The sequence below is a fragment of the Flavobacterium sp. MDT1-60 genome (genome assembly GCF_014844035.1).
Lineage (GTDB): Bacteria > Bacteroidota > Bacteroidia > Flavobacteriales > Flavobacteriaceae > Flavobacterium.
The window spans coordinates 4,792,550-4,815,810 of record NZ_CP062159.1 but is presented as its reverse complement, the minus strand read 5'-3'; the positions used below and the strand labels follow the sequence as shown (position 1 = coordinate 4,815,810).

The following is a 23,261-nucleotide window of genomic DNA, read 5'->3' as shown; positions in this document are numbered from 1 at the left end:
ATAAACAAATGAAAACAATATACAGAATTGCTAAAACGGAACTCAATACGATGTTCTATTCGCCTGTTGCATGGGTCGTTTTAGTTATATTTTCAATCCAGTCGAGCTGGAAATTTTTCGACTCTGTTGAACGATTTGAAAAAGCGCAAAAAATAGGAGAAGGTCTTAGTAACTTGTCTCAGATTATATTTTCGGGCTTCAACGGTTTATATACAGAAATGCAGAATTATTTATATCTATATGTTCCACTATTGACAATGGGTTTGGTGAGCCGTGAAATAAACAGCGGCTCTATCAAACTGCTGCTATCTTCTCCCATTAAAATTAAAGATATCGTATTAGGGAAATATTTAGCCATAGCAGCTTACTGCCTTTTATTTGTTGGAATATTGGGATTGCAGGTAACAATTGCCTATTTCTCTATTGATAATTTAGATCTTAAATTTGCCATTTCAGGACTAATTGGTTTGTATTTATTAGTATGTACTTATGCCGCAATCGGTCTTTTTATGTCCTGCCTTACCTCTTATCAAGTCGTTGCCGCCATTAGTACATTAGTTGTTTTGGCCGGACTAAATTTTATTGGCAAATTATGGCAGGATATCGAATATGTAAAAGACATCACCTATTTTCTTTCTATCGCCGGACGTGCCAACGAAATGCTCGAAGGTCTATTAATAAGTAAAGATGTATTTTATTTTATTTTAGTAAGCAGTCTTTTTATTGGACTGAGTATTTACAAATTACAAACCGGAAGAGATGCGCAGTCAGTTTCCCAAAGAGTTTTAAAATATACTGCTTTAATAAGTGTAGTTCTTGCACTTGGTTATATTACGTCAACAGCTTCCCTGTCATTGTATTATGATATGACCAGAACAAAAGACAGAACACTGACCCAAACCAGCTTAAATATTGTCAAAAAAATAGACGGTCCAATTAAGTTAACCACTTACGTAAACTTATTAGATATAAACTATTATATGGCCATGCCTTACTCTCAAAATTCAGATATTGCCAGTTTTGAAAATTATACCCGTTTTTTACCCCAAATGGAAATGGAATATGTGTATTATTATGACACGTCAAACAATGAAGCATTGTATGCACAAAATCCGGGACTGAATGATAAACAGCTTGCCGATAAAATGATCGAAACGCAGAATTTAAAATTAAAAAAATTATATTCTCCTGCCGAAATTAAAAAGATTATTGATCTTAAACCAGAGCAAAACCGAGTTGTAAGAACGGTTGAATACAATGGAAAAAAGACCTTTTTAAGAATGTTTGACGATTTGTTTAAAGTTCCCAGCGAAAAAGAAATCTCTGCATCCTTAAAACGATTAGTGGTCCCTGCTCCAAAAATTATTTTTGCAACCGGAAACATGGAGCGCAGCATTGACAAAAACGGAGATAAAAATTACAAAACAGGGTTTAATGAAATAACATTTAGATACTCCTTAATCAATCAGGGGTTTGATGTTTCTACTGTAGATATTAATGCGCAGAATATCCCCGAACAAACAAATATTTTAATTATTGCCGATCCAAAAACACAATTGAGTGAGGGCGCTATTGACCGTATTACTAAATATATCGACCAGGGGAAAAATTTAATGCTTTTGGCAGAACCTGAAACCAATTCAGCTCTTGCTGCTATAACAGATAAATTAGGGTTAACTTATACCAAACAAACCCTTGTGCAGGAAAGCGAAACCAATTCTCCTGATTATTTAGTAACAGATCTTCAAAAAAACACAAACCCTGATATTATTAAATTTAGTAAAACCAGAAACAATAACCCAATTCCGCTTTTAGGAAGCAGCGGAATTAAAACCACTAAAGATGCAGGATTTAAAGTAACACCTCTTTTAAAAACAAATAACCAGCCGGCTTGGGAATCGCAAACAGCAATTACTTCTGTTTCTGAAGATTTAAAGAAACAGCCTTCTGTAACAGCCGTTCCGCTTGTAGTAGCCTTAACGAGAAATATAAATGGTAAATCGCAAAAAATAATAGTTTCCGGTGATGCAGATTTTATGGGCAATGCCGAGTTAAGCCGAGGCGGTTCGGGAACTTTTCAGTTTGTAACCGATATTTTCAGTTGGCTCAACAATTATGAATTTCCTATTGACACGACTCGTCCCGAAAGTATGGATAAGAAAATAACCATCAATGCCAATCAGGTTTTCATTAATAAATTGGTTTTCATCGGACTATTCCCTTTATTGATCATATTAAGTGGCGCTTTTATATTAATTAGAAGAAATAGAAGATAAAAAATATCAAAATGAAAACTACAAAAAATATCATCCTTGGAATTTTGTTTTTGTCTTTTAACGGCGTCTTTGCCCAATTCAAAACCACAATTCCGCTTAATAAAAACGTGACCACCGGAAAATTAAAAAACGGCTTAACGTATTATATCCTGCATAACGAAGAACCAAAAGACAGAGCGAGTTTTTATTTCGTTCAAAATGTGGGCGCTATACTCGAAGACGACAATCAAAACGGCTTGGCGCATTTTCTGGAACATATGGCTTTTAATGGAACAGAACATTTTAAAGGAAAAGGAATCATTAAAATGCTTGAAAAAAACGGAGTCACTTTTGGTAAAGACATCAACGCTTATACCGCTCAGGATGAAACCGTTTACAACATTAGCACAGTTCCTGTAAACAATCAAAAACTAATTGACTCGACGCTTTGGGTTTTACACGACTGGTCTGGCGCTTTGTCTTTGACAGATGCAGAAATTGATGCAGAAAGAGGTGTTATCAGAGAAGAATGGAGAACCCGCAGAACAAGTGATTTCCGTTTAAAAATGCAGACTGATCCCGTTTTATACAAAGGTTCAAAATACAGCAAACGTGATGTAATTGGCGATCTGAATATCATTAATAATTTTAAATATCCAGAATTGCGCAATTACTATAAAAAATGGTACAGGCCAGATTTACAGGCCGTTATTATAGTGGGAGATATCGATGTAAAGCTAATGGAGCAAAAAGTAAAATCGATATTTTCGGGAATTCCGCTTGCAAAAAAAGCAGCAGTCAGAACCTATGAAGCAATTCCAAAACACGATGAATTGTATTTTGGAACTGCTGCAGATAAGGAAGCTTCATCGACGGTAATTACGTTACGCTATATTTTTGATGAACCGCTTTTAAAAGACAATAACGTAACACGCAAAAATGTACTGAACTCATTTTACACTAACATTTTAAACAGTCGTTTTAAAGAATTACTGCTAAAAAACCAAGCCTCTAGTTTAAATTTGAGTACTTATTTTGGTGGCATTTCACGATTAAGCAACACATATAATATTTCGGCATCTGCCAAAAAAGGAAAAACGCTGGAAGCATTTGAAGAAGCCTATACAGAAGCTGCACGTTTAAACCGTTTTGGCGCTTTACAAACTGAATTGGACCGAACCAAAAAGCTTTTTATAAGTTCATACGATGATTTTATCAGCAATAAAGATAAAGTCGACAATGAAACCTGGGCAGATAAATTGACCGATTATTTCTTAAAAGCAAAACCGTTTCTTGCGCCAGAAGATGATTACAAGCAAATCGTAGATATAATAAACAGTATTTCTCTGGAGGAATTAAACGCTCACGCAAAAACGGTACAACAACCAACCAATCAGGTTATTTTAGTTACTGGTTCTGAAGAGGATAAAATCAATTTTCCGACTAAGGAAGCTGTTGTAAACGTAATGAAAAAGGTAGAAAACAAAACGTTGGAACCTTATACTAAAAAAGTAAACAATGCCGCTTTAATCGAAAAAGATTTAAAACCTGCTGCGATTAAAAAAACATATGATGTAACCGGAATTAAGGGAGCAAAAGGATATATTTTAGAAAATGAGGCTAAAATAATTGTATTACCAACAACGTATTCGCAAGATCAGATTGTTTTTTCTGCTTTTTCTAAAGGCGGGAAATCATTGGTAAAAACAGAAGATTTAACATCTGCAGAAATTGCAACCACAATTGCAAGATCATCCGGTTTAGGAAGTTTTGATAATATTGGTTTAAAAGAAAAACTAACAGGGAAAGTAGCGCAGGTAACACCATTTATTGGCGAAAATACGCAGGGTTTTCAAGGAAGTTCAAACAAAGCTGATTTTGAAACGATGCTGCAATTGCTTTATCTTTCTTTTGAAGAGCCGCGTTTTGACCCGAACATTTTCAATATTCTGAAAGAACAGTACCAAAACCGTTTAGAAACAATTAAAAAAGATAATGGAAGCGCGTTTAAAGATTCTATTGATTTAGCAAATTCAAATCACAGTCCAAGAACCTTTCTTTTTAATGAAAAATTTCTTGAAACAATCGATTTGAAAAAAGCAGAAAACATCTACCGCGACCGAATTAAAAATGCGGCAGATTTCACTTTTATTTTTGTTGGAAACATTCCAGAATCAGGATTAGAACTGATTCAGAAATACATCGGAAATATAAATTCAAATCCGGCTTTAAAAGAAAATTTTGTCGATCACAATATTGAACCTGCAAAGGGTAAAACAATAGTTCACTTCAAACGTCCAATGGATGTGCCTAAAACAACTGTTTATCTTAACCTAACCGGAAAAGTAGCGTACAGCAAAGAAAATGTAATGAATATGTATGTTATTGGAGAATTATTAGGCAAACGATTCCTGCAGACTATTAGAGAAGAAGAAGGCGGCAGTTACGGCGTAAATGTGGGCGGAAACCTGGAATTGATTCCTACACCAACTTTTGAACTGGCTCTGACTTTTGACTGTGATCCTGATAAACAAGAAAAACTAATGCAGATTGTCTGGAAAGAAATAAGTGATTTAAAATCAAATCCGATCAACGCCAGCGATTTAGAAGATATTAAAAAAGCACTTCTAAAAAATAGGGAAGAATCACTTAAAACAAATTCTTTCTGGAACAACACTCTTTATAATAACAGCTTAAATCAGATTCCGTTTTTACAGGATGAAGAATATAAAAACTTAATTTCTAAAATTAATCAGAAAACTATTCAGGAGTTTAGTAAGCACGTCTTGGATAGTTCTACAAGTGTCGAAGTAGTTATGAGCCCGGAAAAGCAATCCGGGAAGTAAAATACTTTAGATTCATTTTTTTATTTTATTAGTCATTAAAGGTTGTCTTTACCAAGACAGCCTTTTCTGTTGAATGCTTTACAATGGAATTGCCTTTAATTGTAAAGTTTTACTGTCTGTTGCGAAATAGGGCTAAACAAAGGCAGGGTCTTATTTCTATGAAACTACTATTCAGCTCATTGAAAAAGTGCGGATATTCAAAGTTTAAACTAAATGTAATCTCGCTGGCCGGTAAATTTGTGATCGATAATATCACTTTTGCTTTTTCGATTAACTTTTCATGTATATGCTGCTGCGTATTCTGCCCATAGTGTAAGATGACAAAATCAAAAACCATACATCCGACTTTCTATTTTTGTTAGCATTTAAAGAGAAAATACTCATTGACTTGTTCCTTGACTTAAGGGCATTTATGCTTTCCCAGATATTTCAGAATTTTGGCAGATTTACCCCTGTCAAACATTACAGGCATAATTGAGCCTGTACAAATACCTAGTATCGTCTAAAACCGATGTGAGCTCAATGGTGGTGGGCAATCGCAAACGTCTCTAAAAAGGGGTATCTATAGATGCACTTAGAAAATGGATGAGCTTAATGGTTTGAATCACGCTATAGTCACTTGATGAGACAAAGAAATATTCTTCTTTATCTCATCTTTATTTGAATTTAAATCTTTGAATTGCTTTCAAAATTGAATTTTACTTATAATTCTCAACGAATCCTGCGGGTATCCTTGGCCTGAAAGACTAAAGAGTCGTTTTTTATACCTATTATTTTTGGTATATGATATATTGTTAGATTTGGTTAAAACGTTTCATTATTGCCGACTTTTGTATCATAGTCATTAACCTCGATTCATGGAAATTTGTTTTAATATTAAAACAATAAATATTTTACAATGAAAAAAACAATTTTTATAACAGGTGCTTCTCGCGGTTTAGGCAGAATATGGACAGAAACTTTTCTAAAACGAGGTGATAATGTTGTGGCAGCAGTAAGAAATACAGATTCTTTAAAGGAGCTTGTGGCACAATTTCCAGATAATCTATTGGTTTTACAGCTAGATGTTACCGATAAAAAAGCATCTTTTGAAGTAGTTTCAAAAGCAAAAACACATTTTGGGCAAATTGATGTATTAATAAATAATGCTGGTTACGGTCATTTAGGTGCAATTGAGGAATTAGAAGAACAGCAAATCCGTGCTCAATTTGAAACCAATGTATTTGGTCTAATTTGGTTAACACAGGCTATTATACCTATAATGCGCGAACAAAAATCAGGGCATATCATACAGCTTTCGAGTGCGTTGGGTGTTGTAGCATTGCCTACATTAGGAATTTACAGTGCTTCTAAATTTGCTGTTGAAGGTCTAAGTGAATCTTTGGCATCAGAAGTGGCTGGATTTGGAATTAAAGTAACTATTTTAGAGCCAAATGGTTATGAAACTGATTTCAGTGCATCTTCTGCAATGCAAAGTAAACCGTTAGAACAATATGACGCTGTGAGAGCAGCCCTTCAGGAAGGAAACAAAGCAGAAGATTATGGTGTACCAGAAGCGACTTCAGAAGCTGTTTTGAAACTGGTCGATACAGAAAATCCGCCTTTAAGATTGATTTTAGGCAAGGCAGGAATCCAATGGATTAAATACGCTTACAGCGAACGTATGAAAACCTGGGATGAATGGCAGGAAGTTTCTGTGGCGGCACACGGAAAATAAAGTTTAAATTAGCAGGATCGGATTCGTCGGATTCTGCTTTTCTTTTAAAAATAAAAAAATGAATCACTTCAATAAAATTAGCGCTTTTACTCAGGCTATTGGAATCAAGCCTCCTGAGCATCCGCTTTTCTGCGTTTCACATGGTACCAAATTTACCTGCAATCTGAGTGATGATATAGAATTTACTACTGATTTTTATATTATTGGTTTCCAGAAGCTTGAATCAGGAAGTGTACTTTATGGTAAAACAAAATACGACCACGACCATGGGAAGATGTCATTTATAAAACCGCACCAGATTATAGCGTTTAAAAATATTCGTTTAGACGAAGATTGCTTTGTGATTGCAATTCACGAAGATTTTTTATCTGGTAATATTTTACACCACGAAATGAGGAAATACAGTTTCTTTGAATATGAGGCAAATGAGGCACTGCATCTTTCTCCAAGCGAAGAGAAAACCATATGGAATCTGGTAAAAACAATGGAAAAGGAATATCGTAATAATGTTGATGATTACAGTAAGGTTATAATCCTCAGCCATCTTGATACGATGCTTAAATACGCACAACGCTTTTACAAAAGGCAATTTATTGACCGTACACATTTAAGAGGTGCTACATTTACCAAATTTAATGATTTACTGTCTCTTTACTTCGAAAACAAAACAAATGAGGATTTTGGTCTTCCTACAGTTAGCTATTTGGCAGAAAAACTCCATGTATCATCCAAATATTTAACCGATTTACTCAAACAAGAAACTGGAAAAACTGCTTTAGAACTTATTCATCTCTATCTGATCTCGGAAGCAAAAAATTTATTGAAGGAAGGAAAAATGAACATTACTGAAATTTCTGTTTCTCTGGGGTTTGAAAATGCTACCTATTTTTCTCGTTTGTTTAAAAAAGAAGTTGGAATGACTCCTAATATATTTAGAGATGATAAACGAACTTAAAAAAAATGAAATTTCAGAGAATTTACTGATTTTAATGATAGTGAATTAGAAATTATCATACCTTATTTTGAAACAAAAAAGTTCAAGAAAAAATCTATTCTTCTAACCGCGGGAAAAGCTGCTGTAAATAGCATAGAGGGAAAAATTATCAATACTAAAACGGGAAAAGCTTTTATGCACTAAGAACAGCAGAAGCTTTAAATTTGCTATGATATTAAATCCTTTCAAACGAGTTTCGAGATTTTCTTTTGCAGAAATAAAAATAACCCCTTCGGTTTTATTTTTAGCTTTTAACTCTTTTAAAATATCAAATCCATCACCATCAGGCAGCATAAGATCCAATAAGATCCAGTCATAATCATAAATGTGTATTTTTGTGAGTGCCAATCATAGTTTTCGGCGGTTTCACATTGAATGCCATTGGTTTTAAAGTAGTCTTTGATGCTTTGCGCAATTTCGCGCTCATCTTCAATAGTAAGAATTTTCATGCTGCAATTTACAAATGAATTCTGAAGAAAAACGGAATAAAAGGGGGCTTAATTAAAATTTAATAATCTTAAAATGTTTTAAAATAGCAGATAGTGAAATTTTTACCATCGTATGATGGAGCTATAAATGATGTCGATTTATTTTGTTCACTATGCCAGAGTTTTCTTGAAATATAAGGATTCATCCAATAGGCAATTTTGGTGCTCAGAATTCCAATTCCTGCACCTGCGGCTACATCTGTAAGCCAGTGTCTGTTGTTGTACATGCGAAATATTCCAGTACCGGCAGCAACTGCATACCCCGCCACGCCGTACCATATTGATTTGTCTTTATATTCCTGATATAAAAATTCTGCCCCTGCAAAAGCAATAGCGGTATGACCAGAAGGGAATGAATTATTGGAAGACCCATCCGGGCGTTCTACATTGGTTACTGACTTCAAGGCAAAAACAGATCCTACAGTTATAATTGTTGAAGTCGCCAGAATGACAGAGCGGTCACGCATATTATTTTTTCCTTCGACCCCAAACGCATTAAGTGCATAAACAGAAACAGCAGGAACATATCTTGAAAAATCATCTATTGTAACCTTTTTATCAATGTCCTCTGTAAATTCGTCGCGAATCTGAAAATTGAAACTTTTTATTTGTCCGCTTTCAGCACCCCAAAAGCCATATCCTATTAAAATACCCGGAATGATAAGCTGTTTATAATTAAACTTAATATTTTTAACGGTATCAATTGCTACAGAATCCTTTGCTACAGTATTTTGCCCCAAGGCAAAGTACGGAAAAAGGAGTGAAGTAATTATTATAAACAATTTTTCCATTAAAAAGATTTTATCTTAATTGGCATATTAACAATAATAGTAAGTTTTTAATAAAGTTAATACTATTTTTCAATATTGTAAAAATAGTCTAATTATACTCTGTTCTACCGTTATTTTTGTTTAGTCACTTCATTACACAGTTGCATTTTAAATGCTTTTCTTTTTTATATTATTTAGGTAAAAGGTTTATAAAGGTTTTTATAAAGTTTCGAACCTAATCTCTGTAATGCTTGTTTTTGCTGGATTTCTAGTTTCCAAAAACACAATATGCCACGATTTTACCACAAAACTTTTACAAAGATTGAAAACTGCCTTAAAAGCAAAAAACCTGCGAATCCTAGGATTGGCAGGTTTACCATGTTTTTTATGGGTTTTTGAAAAGATTAAAAAAGTGACCTTTTTATTTCTTTTACCCTTTTAGTGGAGAGAGCAGGATTCGAACCTTAAGTTCGGAACCCGCATATTTCCTGCGTTTTTTTAAATTTTTTAATCTATTTTGCTACGAAACTCAAAATGCTAATCCTTGAAAATTTTTACAGAGAAACTAACAGTTAAGTTGTTTAAAATGAATACTATAATTCATGTGTTGGAGATCAAAATTAAAAAATAAATATGTTAAATCACCCAAATGAATCAAATATCATATTTTGATGGAGTAAGACTACCATAAATTTATACTCGTGGCAATCTTTTGAATCAAAAGCTTTTCATTTTAGAAATTAAATTATTCTAAACTTTAGATTACTTTTTTCAAGTGAAAACCAGTCTATTTGTAAAACCGCTTTAATGAATGATTTTAGCTCGTCGAATGTACTTGGTTTTACAGCATAAAATGTTGCTCCGAGTTTAAAGGCTTTGTCTATAACCAAGGGATCGCTGGAAGTGGAAAGTATGATCACGAATAATTTTTTCAAATTTCCGGGCTGATTTCTTATCTCTTCCAAACATTTAAGGCCATCCTGTTTGGGCATATTAATATCCATGAAAATAATATCGGGCAAAGGATTTGGCTGCTTACAAAGAATATCCATCAACTCTTGACCATCCTGTGCTTGGGTTAAAATTACAGTACTGTCTATTTCAAATAGCGCTTCTGCAAACATGACCCGATCATCATCATCATCATCTGCGAGATAAATATTTTTTTGAATTCGGGTATTTTGTAAAGTCATATCTGTTTTTTTATTATTAGAAGAATACTAATAAGGCAAGGATTTTGAAATCTGCAAAATATTGATGTAAACCTGTTAATTGTTTTATTAATTGGCAATCTAAATAGTGGAGTATCAATTCTGAACGTATGAACTATAATATAAACTTACAGATCAAAACCTAAAGAGAATTGCCAAACCCTATTTTGTGCTTTCCCGTCGTCATATAAATCTCCTAAGCCTAAGTGGTAACGCGCTGCTAAACTTATACCGGAATTGGTTTTAAATCCGCCACCAAAGTTTAGTCCCCAATCGAAACTATTAGGATCATACTCCTGTGAACTGCTGAAAAGTCCGTCATATTCTTCTTTATGTGAAACTGCTAATCCAATTTGTGGACCTGCTTCTAAAAAGAAATTTTCAGAGAGATAGGCTTTAAGCATTAAAGGCAGGTTAATGTAATCTAACTTTTGAGTAAAGGTTCCACTGCTATTTGTTATTTTGTAGCCCTGTTGCGAATAGAGTAATTCGGGTTGTATGGCAAAGCTCTCGCTGATAAAGGACTCACCGTAAATTCCAAAATGAAAACCATGTCGTTGTCCGGTTTCCCCATCTCCGTCAAAGCTTACCGCTGCCAGACTATAACCTCCTTTTATCCCTGCATTGGATTTAGGGATAGTATTATCCTGCGCATTTATTGTTGTTATAGCACCAAAAAGTAGGGCTATTATTGAAAATTTTATTCTCATGTGTTTGATTTTATAATTGTTTATTGATTAAATTTTTATCTTCCTCCATTGGCGCGAAGGTCTGCAATGCATTGCGCATCTAATTGAAGCGTAGTACCAGCTGAAAGCATATCCGAAATACCGGTATTTGATTCTGATAACCAATACATTAAGCATGTTTTTTCAATGCAGTGTTTCGGATGTTCTGTGTCTTCATGATTGCTTTGTAGCGGCGTTCCAAGGTTTGTGAGCCCTAGTATATGCCCAAATTCGTGGGTAATTATTGTGGTCTCTAACAAACTTCTGTTTGGTTCAAATGGACTGTCGCTTAGATCGTGAATAGTTTGTTCGAAAATAACAAAAGAAGTATTTCTGTATGCTGTTCCAAGAATAAGCGATGTTTGAGTGTCTTTCGAAGATTTTCCGTCTGCAAAAAATGCCCAAACTACTATTTGATCAGAATTGTTGTATTTTGTACGATTAGTATTTTCAATATTTACGATTTCCTGATCGGTGTAAGGTGAATTTCCCGGAGATGATATAGCATGTTTTACAATACTGATACCCTTTGGTTTGTATGTTCTTGCGGTAAGAAAGTTTACAAAATTATTGATCGCTGTACTGCTTGGTTCAAAACCGGTTACATACACCACTTCAATAACCATACTCGTAAACTTTTTATCCGATAGTAAATCATTAGCCGAACTTCCGGTTTGCTGTCTGTTTGCACTGGTATTTAGCGCAACTGAATTCTCTGTGGTATCATCCTTTGAACAAGCCCCCATAGAGAAGAGCAAAATAATGGTTAATAGAGAAAATGTTTTTTTCATTATTATTTTCATTAGTGTGTATTTTATTACGGACAGCCAAATTATGCGAGCTGTCCGCAATAAACTACCAGTCAAAATCCAGTTATATTTGTTTCAATACGAGTGTTACCGCAGCATCAGTTGTACTTTGTAAGGTGATTGTTGTAGCGGTAAAACTAGTTACTTTCCAGGTATTATTGAGCAAAGTGAATGAAGCATTACCTGAAAAATTCAGTTGTAGAAGCACATTTAATTCCGAGCTTACTCCATAGGTTCCATTGACAGTTGTATTTAATAAATCCGTAGCTTTTACAAGGAAATTATTTGTAAAATCGATGGTAAAATCTTTATAGTTTATCGCTGAATTTGCCCCTGCACGGACAAAAGACTCTACTTTAAATTTTCCAGCAACTAAAATAGGCTCTAATTTTTTTGCGTTTTGAACTGCCAGGGCTATCGCTTCTTCAGTTTTTGCAGCTGTATTGATAGTGGTTTGTAATTCAGCATCACTAGAAATTGTTGTTTTGGATCCATCTGCAATTGTCGCTGAAATTGGGTAGTTTACAGAAAATAATTCTGTACTACTTAAATTAGACATATAGGTATATAATTGTTGTTCTGATGTAATAACAACACTTGCTGTTTGTTTAAAACTTAAATCAAATGTCAAAATTGTAATGGGAAAGCTGATATTTACAGAAGAAATGGCGTTCTGACCAGAAACTTCGGCTCCTGTACAAGCAGTAAGAATCGCATTATATTCTGTTTGATTATTAACAGTAACCTCATTGTAATTGCTTAATTTAACTTTTAATGGAAATTGTAATACAACAGTATCCTGATCATCGTTAAATTGTCCCAAAATAGAAATAACTTGTTGGTAATCTGCCTGGCTCAGGATAGAAACCTGAACTCCATTAACTTTAGCAGTAACGGGTAATAAAATTGAAGAACATGATGCTCCATCAAGGAAATCATCAAAGGAACCATCGTACATGGAAGCACGTTTAAGGTTGCTTGTTGTAGTTGAATTGGCTGAATTTGTATTTGGATTTTCTCCTTGTTCATTATCAATTTCACTTTGGCATGATGTAAAACCTAAAATAGCCATCAATGCAACTGCGGTAACAATTTTTAATTTTTTCATAATTTTAAAATTTTATATATTTTTATGGTAACCAGCGATGTTTTTAGCGCCTTTCTATTGGTAAGACAACCAGGATTATTTTTACCCTATAAAAAATTTAAAAAAAAATATAATTTTTTACAAATAAAATCATAATGTTATGATAGTTAACATTTTATAATTTTTCATAAAAAAGCAATTATAATCAACTCAGCTCTTTTGAAAAATTAATTTACATTTACAAACTACAAAAAAAAAGAATTAATACTCAATGAGCGACAAAAAAAGTACACTTTGCGAAGAAAATCACTTTAGAGACTTTTATTTAACGCATGTGCAATCGGCAAATAATTTTGCTTATTATAAATGTGGTGATGACCAGGCTGCATTAGATCTGGTACAGGATGCATTTACAAAAATTTGGGAGAATTGTTCTAAAATAGACTTTAGTAAGGTCAAAACGTATTTGTTTACCAGTATTAACAATTTATTTCTAAATACAATAAAACATCAAAAAGTGGTATTAAGGTATGCTAAAGATGCGCCTAATCTGGATATCCATAATCAAAGCCCTGACTATTTGCTTGAAGAAGAAGAATTCAGACTTAAACTAACTAATGCAATCGCATCATTGAGTGAAGTACAAAGGGAAGTTTTTTTATTGAATCGAATAGAGGGAAAAAAATACAGGGAAATTGCTGAGTTGCTCGATATTTCTCAAAAAACAGTAGAAAAAAGAATGTCTGGTGCATTGCAAATATTAAAATCCCAGATAGAAAATATATAATTTAATCATTTAGCTATAGGGTAATTTAAAAGTTAATTGTCTTATAAACACAGAGGTATAAAATGAAAAACGAAAAAGAGATATTAAAATGGTTCAATAATGAGCTTTCAGGTAAAGAAATTGAAGATTTAAAACAATCAGAAGATTTGCAAACGCTTGAAAAGATTAATCATTATGCATCACAATTCGAGACTCCAAAAGTAGATATCCATGCTGCTCTTGAAGCTTTCGAAGTCAGAAACCATTCTAAAAAGAAACAAAAGGTAAGAACTTTAAACTACAAAGTTTTTTACCGCGTAGCAGCCGTGTTGGCTATTGTGTTAACTTCTGCTTATTTCTTGTTTTTCAATAACATTACATCATTTCAAACCCAAATAGCACAAACAAAATCAGTTACACTGCCCGATAGTTCTCAGGTGATCTTGAATTCCGCTTCAAAACTAAGTTTTAATGAAAAAAAATGGGCTGATAAAAGAGACTTAATCTTAGAAGGAGAAGCTTTTTTTAAAGTAAAGAAAGGACAAACGTTTAGTGTAAACACATTTTCCGGAGTGGTAAAAGTTTTAGGAACACAATTTAATGTAAAACAGCGCAAAAACTATTTTGAGGTTAAGTGTTATGAAGGTTTGGTAAGTGTTGCTTATAATCATACAACCGTTAAATTGCCTCCTGGAAAAACCTTCAGGGTTATAAATGGCATAATCGAAACTGTTGAAGATTTTAAGGCTCAAAAACCTTCCTGGCTTGAGCAGGAATCAAGTTTTGATAAAATACCTCTGGATCAGGTTATTGCAGAACTCGAGCGCCAGTATGATATAAAAATAAAAACTGAAGGTGTGGACACCTCAAAACTCTTTACGGGAAGTTTTACTCATACCAATAAACAAATAGCACTTCAAGCCGTTACTATCCCACTTAAACTAAGTTACAGGATCGAGGGGGAAACCATAATATTTTATAATTATGGTGTCAAATAAAGGACTGATTTATTTATTGATTTGTATTGGCAGTTTTTGTTATGGACAAAATACAGCCCAAAAAATGCCTTTAACTGAGGTTATTATTTCAATAGAAAAACAGTTTAATGTTAAGTTTTCATATGCTGTTGAAGATGTGGCAACGGTAAGGGTGGAGAAACCCAATACCTCATTTACCTTAGAGCAGACAATTGAGTATCTAAACCTGAAAACCTTTTTGAATTTTAAGGCTTTAGACGACCGGTATGTTACCGTCTCAGTACTAAACAAAACAATAGCCATTTGCGGAACCGTTTTATCCGACGAGAGCAAATCTGGTCTGCCTGGCGCTTCAGTGTTTGTGGATAACACAGGAAGGCATTCCATAACAGATCAAAACGGTAAATTTAGTGTGCAGGATATTCCAATAAATGCCACAGTGATTGTTTCCTATATGGGTTTTGAATCCAGACACTTTACTGCTAAGGAATTGTTTGCTGCACAAAACAATTGCAGGGAAATAATTCTTTATACTAAAAACCAGGAATTGAATCAGGTTTTGATCAATGTTTATTTAACTCCCGGTTTGCAAAAATATGTGGATGGAAGTACGGTTTTAAATACTAAAAAATTCGGTATCCTTCCCGGATTAACAGAACCTGATATCCTGCAGTCTATTCAGGTGCTGCCCGGAGTTGAAAGTACCAATGAAAGTATCGCAAATATTAATGTACGCGGTGGGACCAATGATCAGAATTTAGTGCTTTGGGACAATATTAAGATGTATCATTCCGGCCATTTTTTTGGCTTGATATCTGCTTATAACCCCAATCTTACCAGTAAAGTTATTGTAAGCAAAAACGGAACAAGTGCTGAATACAGTGATGGTGTTTCCAGTACTATCAATATGTATACAAAAGATTTGGTTTCCAATATCTTTTCGGGTGGTGCAGGTATTAATTGCATTAGCTCTGATGTTTTTTTAGAAATTCCAATAACTAAAAAATTAGAATTTCATATCTCAGGACGTCGTTCCATTACTGATTTGTTTAAATCCCCTACCTACACCAAATATTTTGACCGTAGTTTTCAGGATACTGAAATTAATGCCGATAGCGAGCAGTATGACACCTCTTCTGATTTCTACTTTTATGATTATACGGCTAAATTGCTTTTCGATTTGAATGAAAAACATCAGTTTAGGGCGAATATTATTGGGATTAATAATGCCCTGGATTATTCGGAACGGCTGACAAATTCAAATCAAACCCAATCTAAAATCAGCAATTTATCCCAAAAAAATATTGGTTATGGAGGGAATTGGAAAGCACAGTGGAATTCAAAACTAAGCACAAACTTAATAACCTACTTATCCCGATATAATATTGATGCTACTGATTACAGGGTAGAAACAAATCAGCGCTTAACTGAAGCCAATGAAGTGCTGGAAACAGGAACTAAACTCAATACTTATTACAAAAGCAACGATGACTTGAGTTTTTTGCTTGGTTATCAATTTAATGAAACAGGAATGTTGAACCAAACTGCTGTTACTAATCCATCTTATATTAACACTAAAAAAGATGTCTTATTGAATCATGCCTTATTCTTCGAGACCCAATATAATAAAAAGAATACCTATTTGAGAGTTGGATTACGGTGTAATTATTTTCAAAAGTTTGATAAGTTATTAATAGAGCCCAGAGTAAACATTCGGCAAAAATTATCAGAGCAGTTTGCTTTAAAATTAGAGGGTGAATTTAAAAATCAGTCTACGGCTCAAATTGTGGATTTTGAAGATGATTTTTTGGGCGTCGAAAAAAGACATTGGGTTTTAGTAACCAATAAAGATTTACCGATTGCCACAAGTAAACAAGGCTCTTTTGGGGTAGAATTCAATAAAAACAAACTAAATGTTGAGGCTACAGGATTTTATAAATTTGTTGATGGCATCACAGCTTCGAGCCAGGGTTTCTATAACAACTTTCAGTTTACTAATGCCAGTGGAAGTTATACGGCCAAGGGTTTTGAATTTTTAGCCAATAAAACAGCCCGTCAATATAGTGTCTGGATGAGTTATACATTCAGTACAAATAGCTATGAGTTTGAAACTCTTACACCTTCTGTCTTTCCTAATAATGTAGATATTAGACATTCTGTATCGATTGGTTTTTATTATGAGTTTATAAAAAATGTAAAAATAGCTCTCGGGGGTATTTGGAGAAACGGTCAACCCTACACAAAACCAATTGATGGTGATGAAACAGTACAAAATGGAAATAAGACCCTGGTAAATTATGATGCTCCAAATAGTGAGAATCTGGATAATTTCATGCGTTTAGATGCTTCTTTAAATTATAATTTCAATTTCTCACCCTCAACTGCAGCTTCGCTTACTGCTGGTGTCATTAATCTTACCAATCGGGAGAATGTTATTAATCGCTATTACAAAGTCAATCCAAAGGATTCCAATGATGCTGTTCAGGTAGATAACAAATCACTTGGTTTAACACCAAATATTAGTTTTAGAGTGAATTTTTAATATTAGATGCTATTTTTTTATCTAAGGGATGATATGGTGCGGTACTATAGGCTAGATATTATAATTTCAGTTTGTAAAAATTCAATAAAACAATTAAAGTAGGTTTTGTAGCATCTAGAGTTTGAGTTTTTAATTCTGGGGTAGGATGTGAAAAAAAATCTGTAAAAACTTCTTCGAGTGCATTGTCCGTCTCTTTCTTAAATCTAGGAGTTCGCATATCTCCAATAATTCCATATTTTGCAAAATAAGTTAAAGTAGAATTTACATCTTCGGTAAATTCTTTATTATTAACGAACTGTCTGATTATTTGAGTGTTTTTTGAGAAGTTTTTTTCAAAATAATCATTCAATTCTTTTTCTATAGAGAAATGGTCAACTTCTATCTGCAATATAATATATTCGAACCTAAACTTGTCCAGCCTTAATTTTTCTGGGATTCAAGTTTTGTAAGATGCCTTGTGCCACGATTTTGCCACAAAACTAATGATGCTGACAATTGAAAAATACGGCTTGACAATCTTAACTTTTTGCGGCAGAAAAGGTAGTAGGTCCATTTTGCCATGCCACGAATATACCACAACTCTCAAATGGTCAAATTTTTAAGCTTTCTAAGGTTTAAGCTAATGAGTTTAGATTCATGAAATTATAAAATCCCATTTCTAATGACGTGAATTTTTTTGACGAATAATTTGATATTTTAATTTTGTATAGTTCCTTATAAAAAAGATAATGTCTCGTATTTGATGTTAAAATTTTAATTTATTCTTATTATTATCGATTTAATTACAAACTTTTCATCTATATATATTCTTGATATTTTATTTTAATTATAAATTTAATGCATTGATTGTCAGTATTTTGACTTATATGAATCATTATTCGAATCTTGATTTCTAACATATCTTTTTTTAAATCTCTTTTTTAAATCTAGTTTCGTTAGGTCCTTTTTTCAGGAACTGCCTTACTAATTTAAAACCACAGATTATGAACAATCAATTACATTTTATTTTTTTTAAAGAGAAAAAATATTTCCATATCGTATGGATCTTTTGCATTCTCTTAACCTCAAATTTATACGCACAGCGCGGTTATTATGATGCACAGTATAAAAGGTACGAAGCAAACGCAGGGCAATTGTCGAATGGTGCTGCAACTACTTCAAAGTCATACATTCAGGCAGATCTGCAATCAGAGGCCTCAGATCAGGTATGCGTGAATATGTCTGCAACCAATGCCACAGTACAATGGACACTTACAGAAGCTGCAGACGGACTTGTCATTCGCTACAGCGTTCCTGATGGACAATCGGCTACATTGGGTGTTTACAATGGGAACACAAAAATTACCACACTGACTTTGACTTCAACCTGGTCGTGGGAATATTTGTGGAGCAACGGAAATCCAAATAATAACGGAATCACAAATCAAAATCCGAGAATGCGATTTGACGAAGTGCGTTATAAACTTCCGGCTAAAATTTCAGCATCGGGAACTTTAAAACTGGTAAGAGAATCGGGTAATGTTCATTTGGATTTTGCTGAGATTGAACCAGTTCCAACAAGTGTTACAGCTCCAACGGGTTCAGTAACGTATACCGGAAACGGAAGTGATCTTCAAACCTTTATTGATGCAAACGGTGGTAAAAAAATATTTATTCCGAGTGGAGTTTATAACGTGAATCGGGAATTGTATTTTGGGGTTGCCAATACTTCACTAATTGGTGCCGGAATGTGGTATACTCAGATTAATTTCACCAACACCAGCTCTGGTAACGGTGGACTTCGTGCCAATGCAGCAGGTATTTCATTTACAGATCTTTATTTATCGACAAATTCGACTTCAAGAAGTAATTCTTATAAAGCTATAAATGGTGTTTTTACATCTTCTTCAATAGTAAAAAATATTTGGGCTGAGCATTTTGAATGCGGTGCCTGGATTGCCCAATACAATGTTGGAGGTCCGGCAATTGCGGATGGATTTACAGTATCTCATTGTCGTTTTAGAAATAATTATGCTGACGGAATTAATCTTTGCAAAGGAACTGCAAACTCAATTGTAGAGCATTGCAGTTTTAGAAATAATGGTGATGATGATCAGGCGATTTGGTCTGCAGATGGACTGGAATGTATCAATAATACCTTTAGATACAATACTTCAGAAAATTGCTGGCGTGCCTGTGGTTTAGCTATTTACGGCGGAAAAAATAATAAAGCTTACAATTTAATTATAAAAGACAATCTGGAAGCAGGAATCAGAGTGAGTAATAATTTTCCCGGAGCGCCATTTAACAATGATGGTATGCACGAAATACACGATATTACGGTAACAGCTTGTGGGACTTTCAATGATACTTATAACAATCCTGTAGCGGCGGTAGATATTTTTAGTGCTACTAATGCCGGAACTCAGGTTAAAAATGTTCAGTTGTATAATATCGATATTTTAGATTCGAGAAATGATGCTATTTCGATCAGTAAAAGATCAGGAGACGGAATTTATAATCTTAGTTTTAAAGATATAACGGTTAACGGAACCGGTAAAGAATTTCCAAACAATAATGCCCTGAACAGAAATTGGGGCAGAGGTTATTTTGTACTTATTGCTGGTTCTCCTGCCGGAAATGGAACATATTGCAACATGAATTATTCGTACAGAGGCGGTAATGCAGCAGCAAATGAAGAATTAAGCGCGATTGGTTCCTTTTCGTGGACACAAAGTTCTAATTGTTCCAGTACTTCAATTGCGGTAACAGGTGTTACGGTTTCACCAACAACAGCGACTTTAAGCGTTGGCGCCACACAGCAATTAACACCAACTGTTGCTCCGGCAAATGCTACAAATAAAACAGTAAGTTACAGTTCTAATAATACAGGTGTTGCAACTGTAAATGGCGCAGGTTTAGTAACTGCAATTGCTTCGGGATCGGCAACAATTATGGTGACAACTCAGGATGGAGCGAAAACAGCGACAGCTGTAATTACTGTAAATACATCAAATGTCGCTGTGACAAGTGTGAGTCTTAGTCCGTCATCAGCAACGTTGGCGGCGGGAGGAACGCAGCAATTAACGCCAACAGTTCTTCCATCAAATGCAACGAATAAAGCGGTTAGTTATGCATCCAATAATACGGGCGTAGCAACGGTGAATGCTTCGGGTTTAGTAACTGCAATTTCAAACGGAACCGCAATAATTACGGTAACAACAGCAAGTGGAAATAAAACAAGCACAGCTATAATTACCGTGAGCACGGCAACAGGAAACTATTTTACCATTAAAAATAAATGGACTAATAATTATTTATATGATGCCGGTGCGAATGTAGGGTATGGCGCAACTGTTGCCAATAATAATTACAAGTGGGAAAAAGTCGCTATCGATGCCACTTATTTTGTATTAAAAAATGTAGGCACGGGAGATGTAATGCATATTGAAAACTTAACAGGAGCAGTGCAATGTACAGCTGCCGGATCTGATTGGTGGAGCGCTCAATGGTCAACCGAAAATGTTGATGGTACCTGGGTGAGAATTAAAAACAGATGGCAGACAGGAGGCATGATTCATATCGAAAATCTTAATGGTTCTGCTCAATATGCCGGAGCTCAAAACAATTGGGAAAGCGCACAATGGCAATTTCAAAGCACTTCTACAGCGAAGAAAATTAATGCTAATAAAGAAGTAGCAGCCGAGAACAATTCTCTGGTAAGTATTTATCCAAATCCGTCAACAAATAAAGAATTTAATATTGTCCTTCCGGAACTAAAAACCGGTGAAATAGCATCAGTCATTGTTACAGATATAAACGGAAGAAAAGTTTTGGTAAACCAACTCAGTTCTTCTGCAAAAATCAATCATAATTTAGCTTCGGGAATATATGTTGTTACCATCAGTTCTAATGGTTTTAATGTTTCTAAAAAACTGATTGTTAAATGATAAATTATTAAGAAACGCTAGTTTATAACATTAATAAAAATCATAAAAGCAACTTTCGGGTTGTTTTTATTTTTTATACAATTACATTAGTTAAGAATATTACTTTAATATTGCATTCTTTAGTGTCGTAACTTATAATAATTATAATTCAGTCTTGTTTTCTTAAATAGACTAGCATAATCCTTTGCTGTTTCAGATCTAAATAATCCCAGATATTTCAATATTGATAACATTTAATTGCAATAAAAAATAGATATGAAACTTAATCTTTATCAAATTGATGCTTTTACAGAAAAAACATTCGGAGGTAATCAAGCCTGTGTCGTACCTCTTGAAGAGTGGCTAAGCGACGAAATGCTATTGAAGATTGCTAATGAAAATGCTGTTGCCGAAACGGCCTTCTTTGTAGAGAAAGGAAAGAAAATACATTTGCGCTGGTTCACTCCAGAAATCGAAATGGATCTCTGCGGTCATGCGACCTTAGCCACGGCACACTGCTTAAAACAAATCCTCGGTCATAAAAGTGATAAAATTGTTTTTGAAACCTTAAGCGGAGACCTGACTGTTGCAGTAGAAAACGGTCTCTATAAAATGGATTTCCCTTCAAGAATGCCATTAAAGGCAAATCTTCCGGCAGTGATTGAAAATGCGATAAGTATTAAACCAAAAGAAGTATTTAAGTCTCGGGATTATGTTTTAGTTTATGATAACGAATCTCAAATTAGAAATATAACTGTAGACAGGCAGATATTCGATCAGATAAATCTTGACCCAGGTGGTGTAATTGTTACTGCAAAAGGAGATAAGTCTGATTTTGTTTCCAGATTTTTTACACCTCAGGCATCTATTCTGGAAGACCCAGTCACTGGTTCTGCACATTGCTCGTTAATTCCTTTCTGGGCAGGAAGGCTAAACAAAAAAGAGCTCTATGCCCTTCAGGTATCTGAGCGTCTCGGTGAGCTTTTTTGTGAAGACAGAGGTGAACGGGTTACGATAAGTGGAAGAGCAAAAACCTATTCTATTGGAAATATATGGATTGAGTAAATACTACTATAAAAATAGGAATGTAACCCTATGTTTATACTGAAATATTTGATATTATGATGGTGAATTTACATGGAACTTGTAATATATTCGAACCTAAATTCTCCAGCCCTGATTTTGGTAGTTTTTTTGTTTCAAAACACTCCTGTGCCACGATTTTGCCACAAAACTTACAGCTTCCTGAATTGATCTAACCGTAAACTTAAAAGCCTTAACCTTTGTGACAAAAAGAGGCAGCTCCAAAAATAAAGAATTATTTTATTGCGTCAAGCCATTCTTTTGTAGGCTGTACCAGTTTTCGCCTGTGGGTGTCAAATAATCCGATCTTCATTTCTGTATCTGAGCATATTTTTCCTTCACTGTTGGTAATCCATTGTTTGATAGTACCTATTCTTGAATTATATTCGGTTGTCTGAGAATGAATGGTTATTTTTTTACGCAGGTGCAATTCTCTAATAAATCTTAGATTTATCTCCAGAATTACAGGACCAAGTCCTGTTTCTTTTATTTTATCCAAACCATAACCATTATGGGTAATAAACTCCCATCGGGCTTCTTCATAAATTTGAAGATAGGCGGCATTGTTCACGTGTCCAAATGTGTCAAGATGAAATTCCTTAATGGTCATTTCGTATTTAAAAATTCTGTTTTCCATATGCTTTTTAATATTTTTTTCTTGTTAAGAATAACCATAATTCATTTTAGCCTGCATCATTTTTAGCAGTGTTTTATATATTGGTATTCTTAGAGTTTATATAATGAATTTCAGGGTTTATCTACAAAGATAATTATTAAGATTTAAGTTAGAAAACTCTTAAAAATGTTATCTTTTTTTACATTAGAAAAGTAAAATTATATTGTAAAATCCAGACTGTTACAAATCATATAGATTATTTATAATTAAATCTCATAGAGCAGTATCATCAGGAACTTGTCATTCAAGCCCAATGAATTACGAAACTTCGGAAACTCCCTTAAAAAGGGTTACCTGTAAGCGTACGTAGGTAATTGATAAACAACCTCTATGTAGCGTTCCTGCTGGATTTGTTATTTCTTTTCCAACTATAAACTTAAATTCTATTGATTTATCGTTTATAG

General features: G+C 34.1%; 17 protein-coding genes. 9 read left to right on the top strand and 8 right to left on the bottom strand.

Annotated features, from left to right (window positions below):
- The first annotated feature begins 8 nt into the window (after nucleotides 1-8).
- The 4 genes from IHE43_RS20335 (at nucleotide 9) to IHE43_RS20320 (ending at nucleotide 7,773) form a co-directional block, all read left to right on the top strand.
- The gene (locus IHE43_RS20335) at nucleotides 9-2,276 is read left to right on the top strand and encodes a Gldg family protein (RefSeq protein ID WP_192185602.1); all 2,268 of its coding nucleotides are present in this window, start codon (nucleotides 9-11) and stop codon (nucleotides 2,274-2,276) included.
- Between the two features lie 11 nt (nucleotides 2,277-2,287).
- Nucleotides 2,288-5,101, top strand: a complete 2,814-nt coding sequence (locus IHE43_RS20330) for a pitrilysin family protein (RefSeq protein WP_192185601.1) — start codon at nucleotides 2,288-2,290, stop codon at nucleotides 5,099-5,101.
- A gap of 898 nt (nucleotides 5,102-5,999) precedes the next feature.
- Nucleotides 6,000-6,818, top strand: coding sequence for an SDR family NAD(P)-dependent oxidoreductase (locus IHE43_RS20325; RefSeq protein ID WP_192185600.1), 819 nt, complete (start codon nucleotides 6,000-6,002; stop codon nucleotides 6,816-6,818).
- Nucleotides 6,819-6,876: 58 nt separating this feature from the next.
- Nucleotides 6,877-7,773 carry an AraC family transcriptional regulator gene (locus tag IHE43_RS20320; RefSeq protein ID WP_192185599.1) on the top strand — a complete coding sequence of 299 codons (897 nt, stop codon included), beginning with the start codon at nucleotides 6,877-6,879 and terminating at the stop codon, nucleotides 7,771-7,773.
- Nucleotides 7,774-7,875: 102 nt separating this feature from the next.
- On the opposite strand, the gene IHE43_RS23735 is transcribed toward IHE43_RS20320, so the two are convergent.
- The 6 genes from IHE43_RS23735 to IHE43_RS20290 form a co-directional block, all read right to left on the bottom strand.
- Nucleotides 7,876-8,160, bottom strand: a complete 285-nt coding sequence (locus IHE43_RS23735) for a response regulator (RefSeq protein ID WP_225585225.1) — start codon at nucleotides 8,158-8,160, stop codon at nucleotides 7,876-7,878.
- Nucleotides 8,161-8,329: 169 nt separating this feature from the next.
- Nucleotides 8,330-9,091 carry a phosphatase PAP2 family protein gene (locus tag IHE43_RS20310; protein ID WP_192185598.1) on the bottom strand — a complete coding sequence of 254 codons (762 nt, stop codon included), beginning with the start codon at nucleotides 9,089-9,091 and terminating at the stop codon, nucleotides 8,330-8,332.
- A gap of 719 nt (nucleotides 9,092-9,810) precedes the next feature.
- Nucleotides 9,811-10,263 carry a response regulator gene (locus IHE43_RS20305; protein ID WP_192185597.1) on the bottom strand — a complete coding sequence of 151 codons (453 nt, stop codon included), beginning with the start codon at nucleotides 10,261-10,263 and terminating at the stop codon, nucleotides 9,811-9,813.
- Between the two features lie 146 nt (nucleotides 10,264-10,409).
- The gene (locus IHE43_RS20300; protein ID WP_192185596.1) at nucleotides 10,410-10,991 is read right to left on the bottom strand and encodes a porin family protein; all 582 of its coding nucleotides are present in this window, start codon (nucleotides 10,989-10,991) and stop codon (nucleotides 10,410-10,412) included.
- 35 nt (nucleotides 10,992-11,026) lie between these two features.
- On the bottom strand, nucleotides 11,027-11,812 hold the full coding sequence (locus IHE43_RS20295; protein ID WP_225585223.1) for a membrane metalloprotease: 786 nt from the start codon (nucleotides 11,810-11,812) through the stop codon (nucleotides 11,027-11,029).
- Nucleotides 11,813-11,882: 70 nt separating this feature from the next.
- Nucleotides 11,883-12,926 (bottom strand): hypothetical protein, encoded by a 1,044-nt coding sequence (locus tag IHE43_RS20290; protein WP_192185595.1) that lies wholly within the window; start codon nucleotides 12,924-12,926, stop codon nucleotides 11,883-11,885.
- A gap of 250 nt (nucleotides 12,927-13,176) precedes the next feature.
- On the opposite strand from IHE43_RS20290, the gene IHE43_RS20285 reads away from it, so the two are divergent.
- From IHE43_RS20285 to IHE43_RS20275, 3 genes are all read left to right on the top strand, one after another.
- On the top strand, nucleotides 13,177-13,692 hold the full coding sequence (locus tag IHE43_RS20285; protein ID WP_192185594.1) for an RNA polymerase sigma factor: 516 nt from the start codon (nucleotides 13,177-13,179) through the stop codon (nucleotides 13,690-13,692).
- 62 nt (nucleotides 13,693-13,754) lie between these two features.
- Nucleotides 13,755-14,669, top strand: coding sequence for a FecR family protein (locus IHE43_RS20280; protein WP_192185593.1), 915 nt, complete (start codon nucleotides 13,755-13,757; stop codon nucleotides 14,667-14,669).
- 64 nt (nucleotides 14,670-14,733) lie between these two features.
- Nucleotides 14,734-17,190, top strand: a complete 2,457-nt coding sequence (locus tag IHE43_RS20275) for a carboxypeptidase-like regulatory domain-containing protein (RefSeq protein ID WP_370526672.1) — start codon at nucleotides 14,734-14,736, stop codon at nucleotides 17,188-17,190.
- 58 nt (nucleotides 17,191-17,248) lie between these two features.
- On the opposite strand, the gene IHE43_RS20270 is transcribed toward IHE43_RS20275, so the two are convergent.
- Complete coding sequence (locus IHE43_RS20270) at nucleotides 17,249-17,578, bottom strand: hypothetical protein (protein WP_192185591.1); 330 nt, start codon at nucleotides 17,576-17,578, stop codon at nucleotides 17,249-17,251.
- A 595-nt stretch (nucleotides 17,579-18,173) separates the two neighbouring features.
- On the opposite strand from IHE43_RS20270, the gene IHE43_RS20265 reads away from it, so the two are divergent.
- Together IHE43_RS20265 and IHE43_RS20260 are read left to right on the top strand one after the other, a co-directional pair.
- On the top strand, nucleotides 18,174-21,119 hold the full coding sequence (locus IHE43_RS20265; protein WP_192185590.1) for an Ig-like domain-containing protein: 2,946 nt from the start codon (nucleotides 18,174-18,176) through the stop codon (nucleotides 21,117-21,119).
- Between the two features lie 255 nt (nucleotides 21,120-21,374).
- Nucleotides 21,375-22,163 (top strand): PhzF family phenazine biosynthesis protein, encoded by a 789-nt coding sequence (locus IHE43_RS20260; protein WP_192185589.1) that lies wholly within the window; start codon nucleotides 21,375-21,377, stop codon nucleotides 22,161-22,163.
- Between the two features lie 253 nt (nucleotides 22,164-22,416).
- On the opposite strand, the gene IHE43_RS20255 is transcribed toward IHE43_RS20260, so the two are convergent.
- On the bottom strand, nucleotides 22,417-22,818 hold the full coding sequence (locus tag IHE43_RS20255; RefSeq protein WP_192185588.1) for a thioesterase family protein: 402 nt from the start codon (nucleotides 22,816-22,818) through the stop codon (nucleotides 22,417-22,419).
- Between the last annotated feature and the right edge of the window lie 443 nt (nucleotides 22,819-23,261).

Coding starts and splice junctions, on each gene's coding strand:
- IHE43_RS20335 (WP_192185602.1), top strand. CDS start 9: ATGAAAACAATATACAGAATTGCTAAAACGGAACTCAATACGATGTTC.
- IHE43_RS20280 (WP_192185593.1), top strand. CDS start 13,755: ATGAAAAACGAAAAAGAGATATTAAAATGGTTCAATAATGAGCTTTCA.
- IHE43_RS20290 (WP_192185595.1), bottom strand. CDS start 12,926: ATGAAAAAATTAAAAATTGTTACCGCAGTTGCATTGATGGCTATTTTA.
- IHE43_RS20255 (WP_192185588.1), bottom strand. CDS start 22,818: ATGGAAAACAGAATTTTTAAATACGAAATGACCATTAAGGAATTTCAT.
- IHE43_RS20265 (WP_192185590.1), top strand. CDS start 18,174: ATGAACAATCAATTACATTTTATTTTTTTTAAAGAGAAAAAATATTTC.
- IHE43_RS20295 (WP_225585223.1), bottom strand. CDS start 11,812: ATGAAAATAATAATGAAAAAAACATTTTCTCTATTAACCATTATTTTG.
- IHE43_RS20305 (WP_192185597.1), bottom strand. CDS start 10,263: ATGACTTTACAAAATACCCGAATTCAAAAAAATATTTATCTCGCAGAT.
- IHE43_RS20325 (WP_192185600.1), top strand. CDS start 6,000: ATGAAAAAAACAATTTTTATAACAGGTGCTTCTCGCGGTTTAGGCAGA.
- IHE43_RS20310 (WP_192185598.1), bottom strand. CDS start 9,091: ATGGAAAAATTGTTTATAATAATTACTTCACTCCTTTTTCCGTACTTT.
- IHE43_RS20320 (WP_192185599.1), top strand. CDS start 6,877: ATGAATCACTTCAATAAAATTAGCGCTTTTACTCAGGCTATTGGAATC.
- IHE43_RS20285 (WP_192185594.1), top strand. CDS start 13,177: ATGAGCGACAAAAAAAGTACACTTTGCGAAGAAAATCACTTTAGAGAC.
- IHE43_RS20300 (WP_192185596.1), bottom strand. CDS start 10,991: ATGAGAATAAAATTTTCAATAATAGCCCTACTTTTTGGTGCTATAACA.
- IHE43_RS20260 (WP_192185589.1), top strand. CDS start 21,375: ATGAAACTTAATCTTTATCAAATTGATGCTTTTACAGAAAAAACATTC.
- IHE43_RS20330 (WP_192185601.1), top strand. CDS start 2,288: ATGAAAACTACAAAAAATATCATCCTTGGAATTTTGTTTTTGTCTTTT.
- IHE43_RS20275 (WP_370526672.1), top strand. CDS start 14,734: ATGCCTTTAACTGAGGTTATTATTTCAATAGAAAAACAGTTTAATGTT.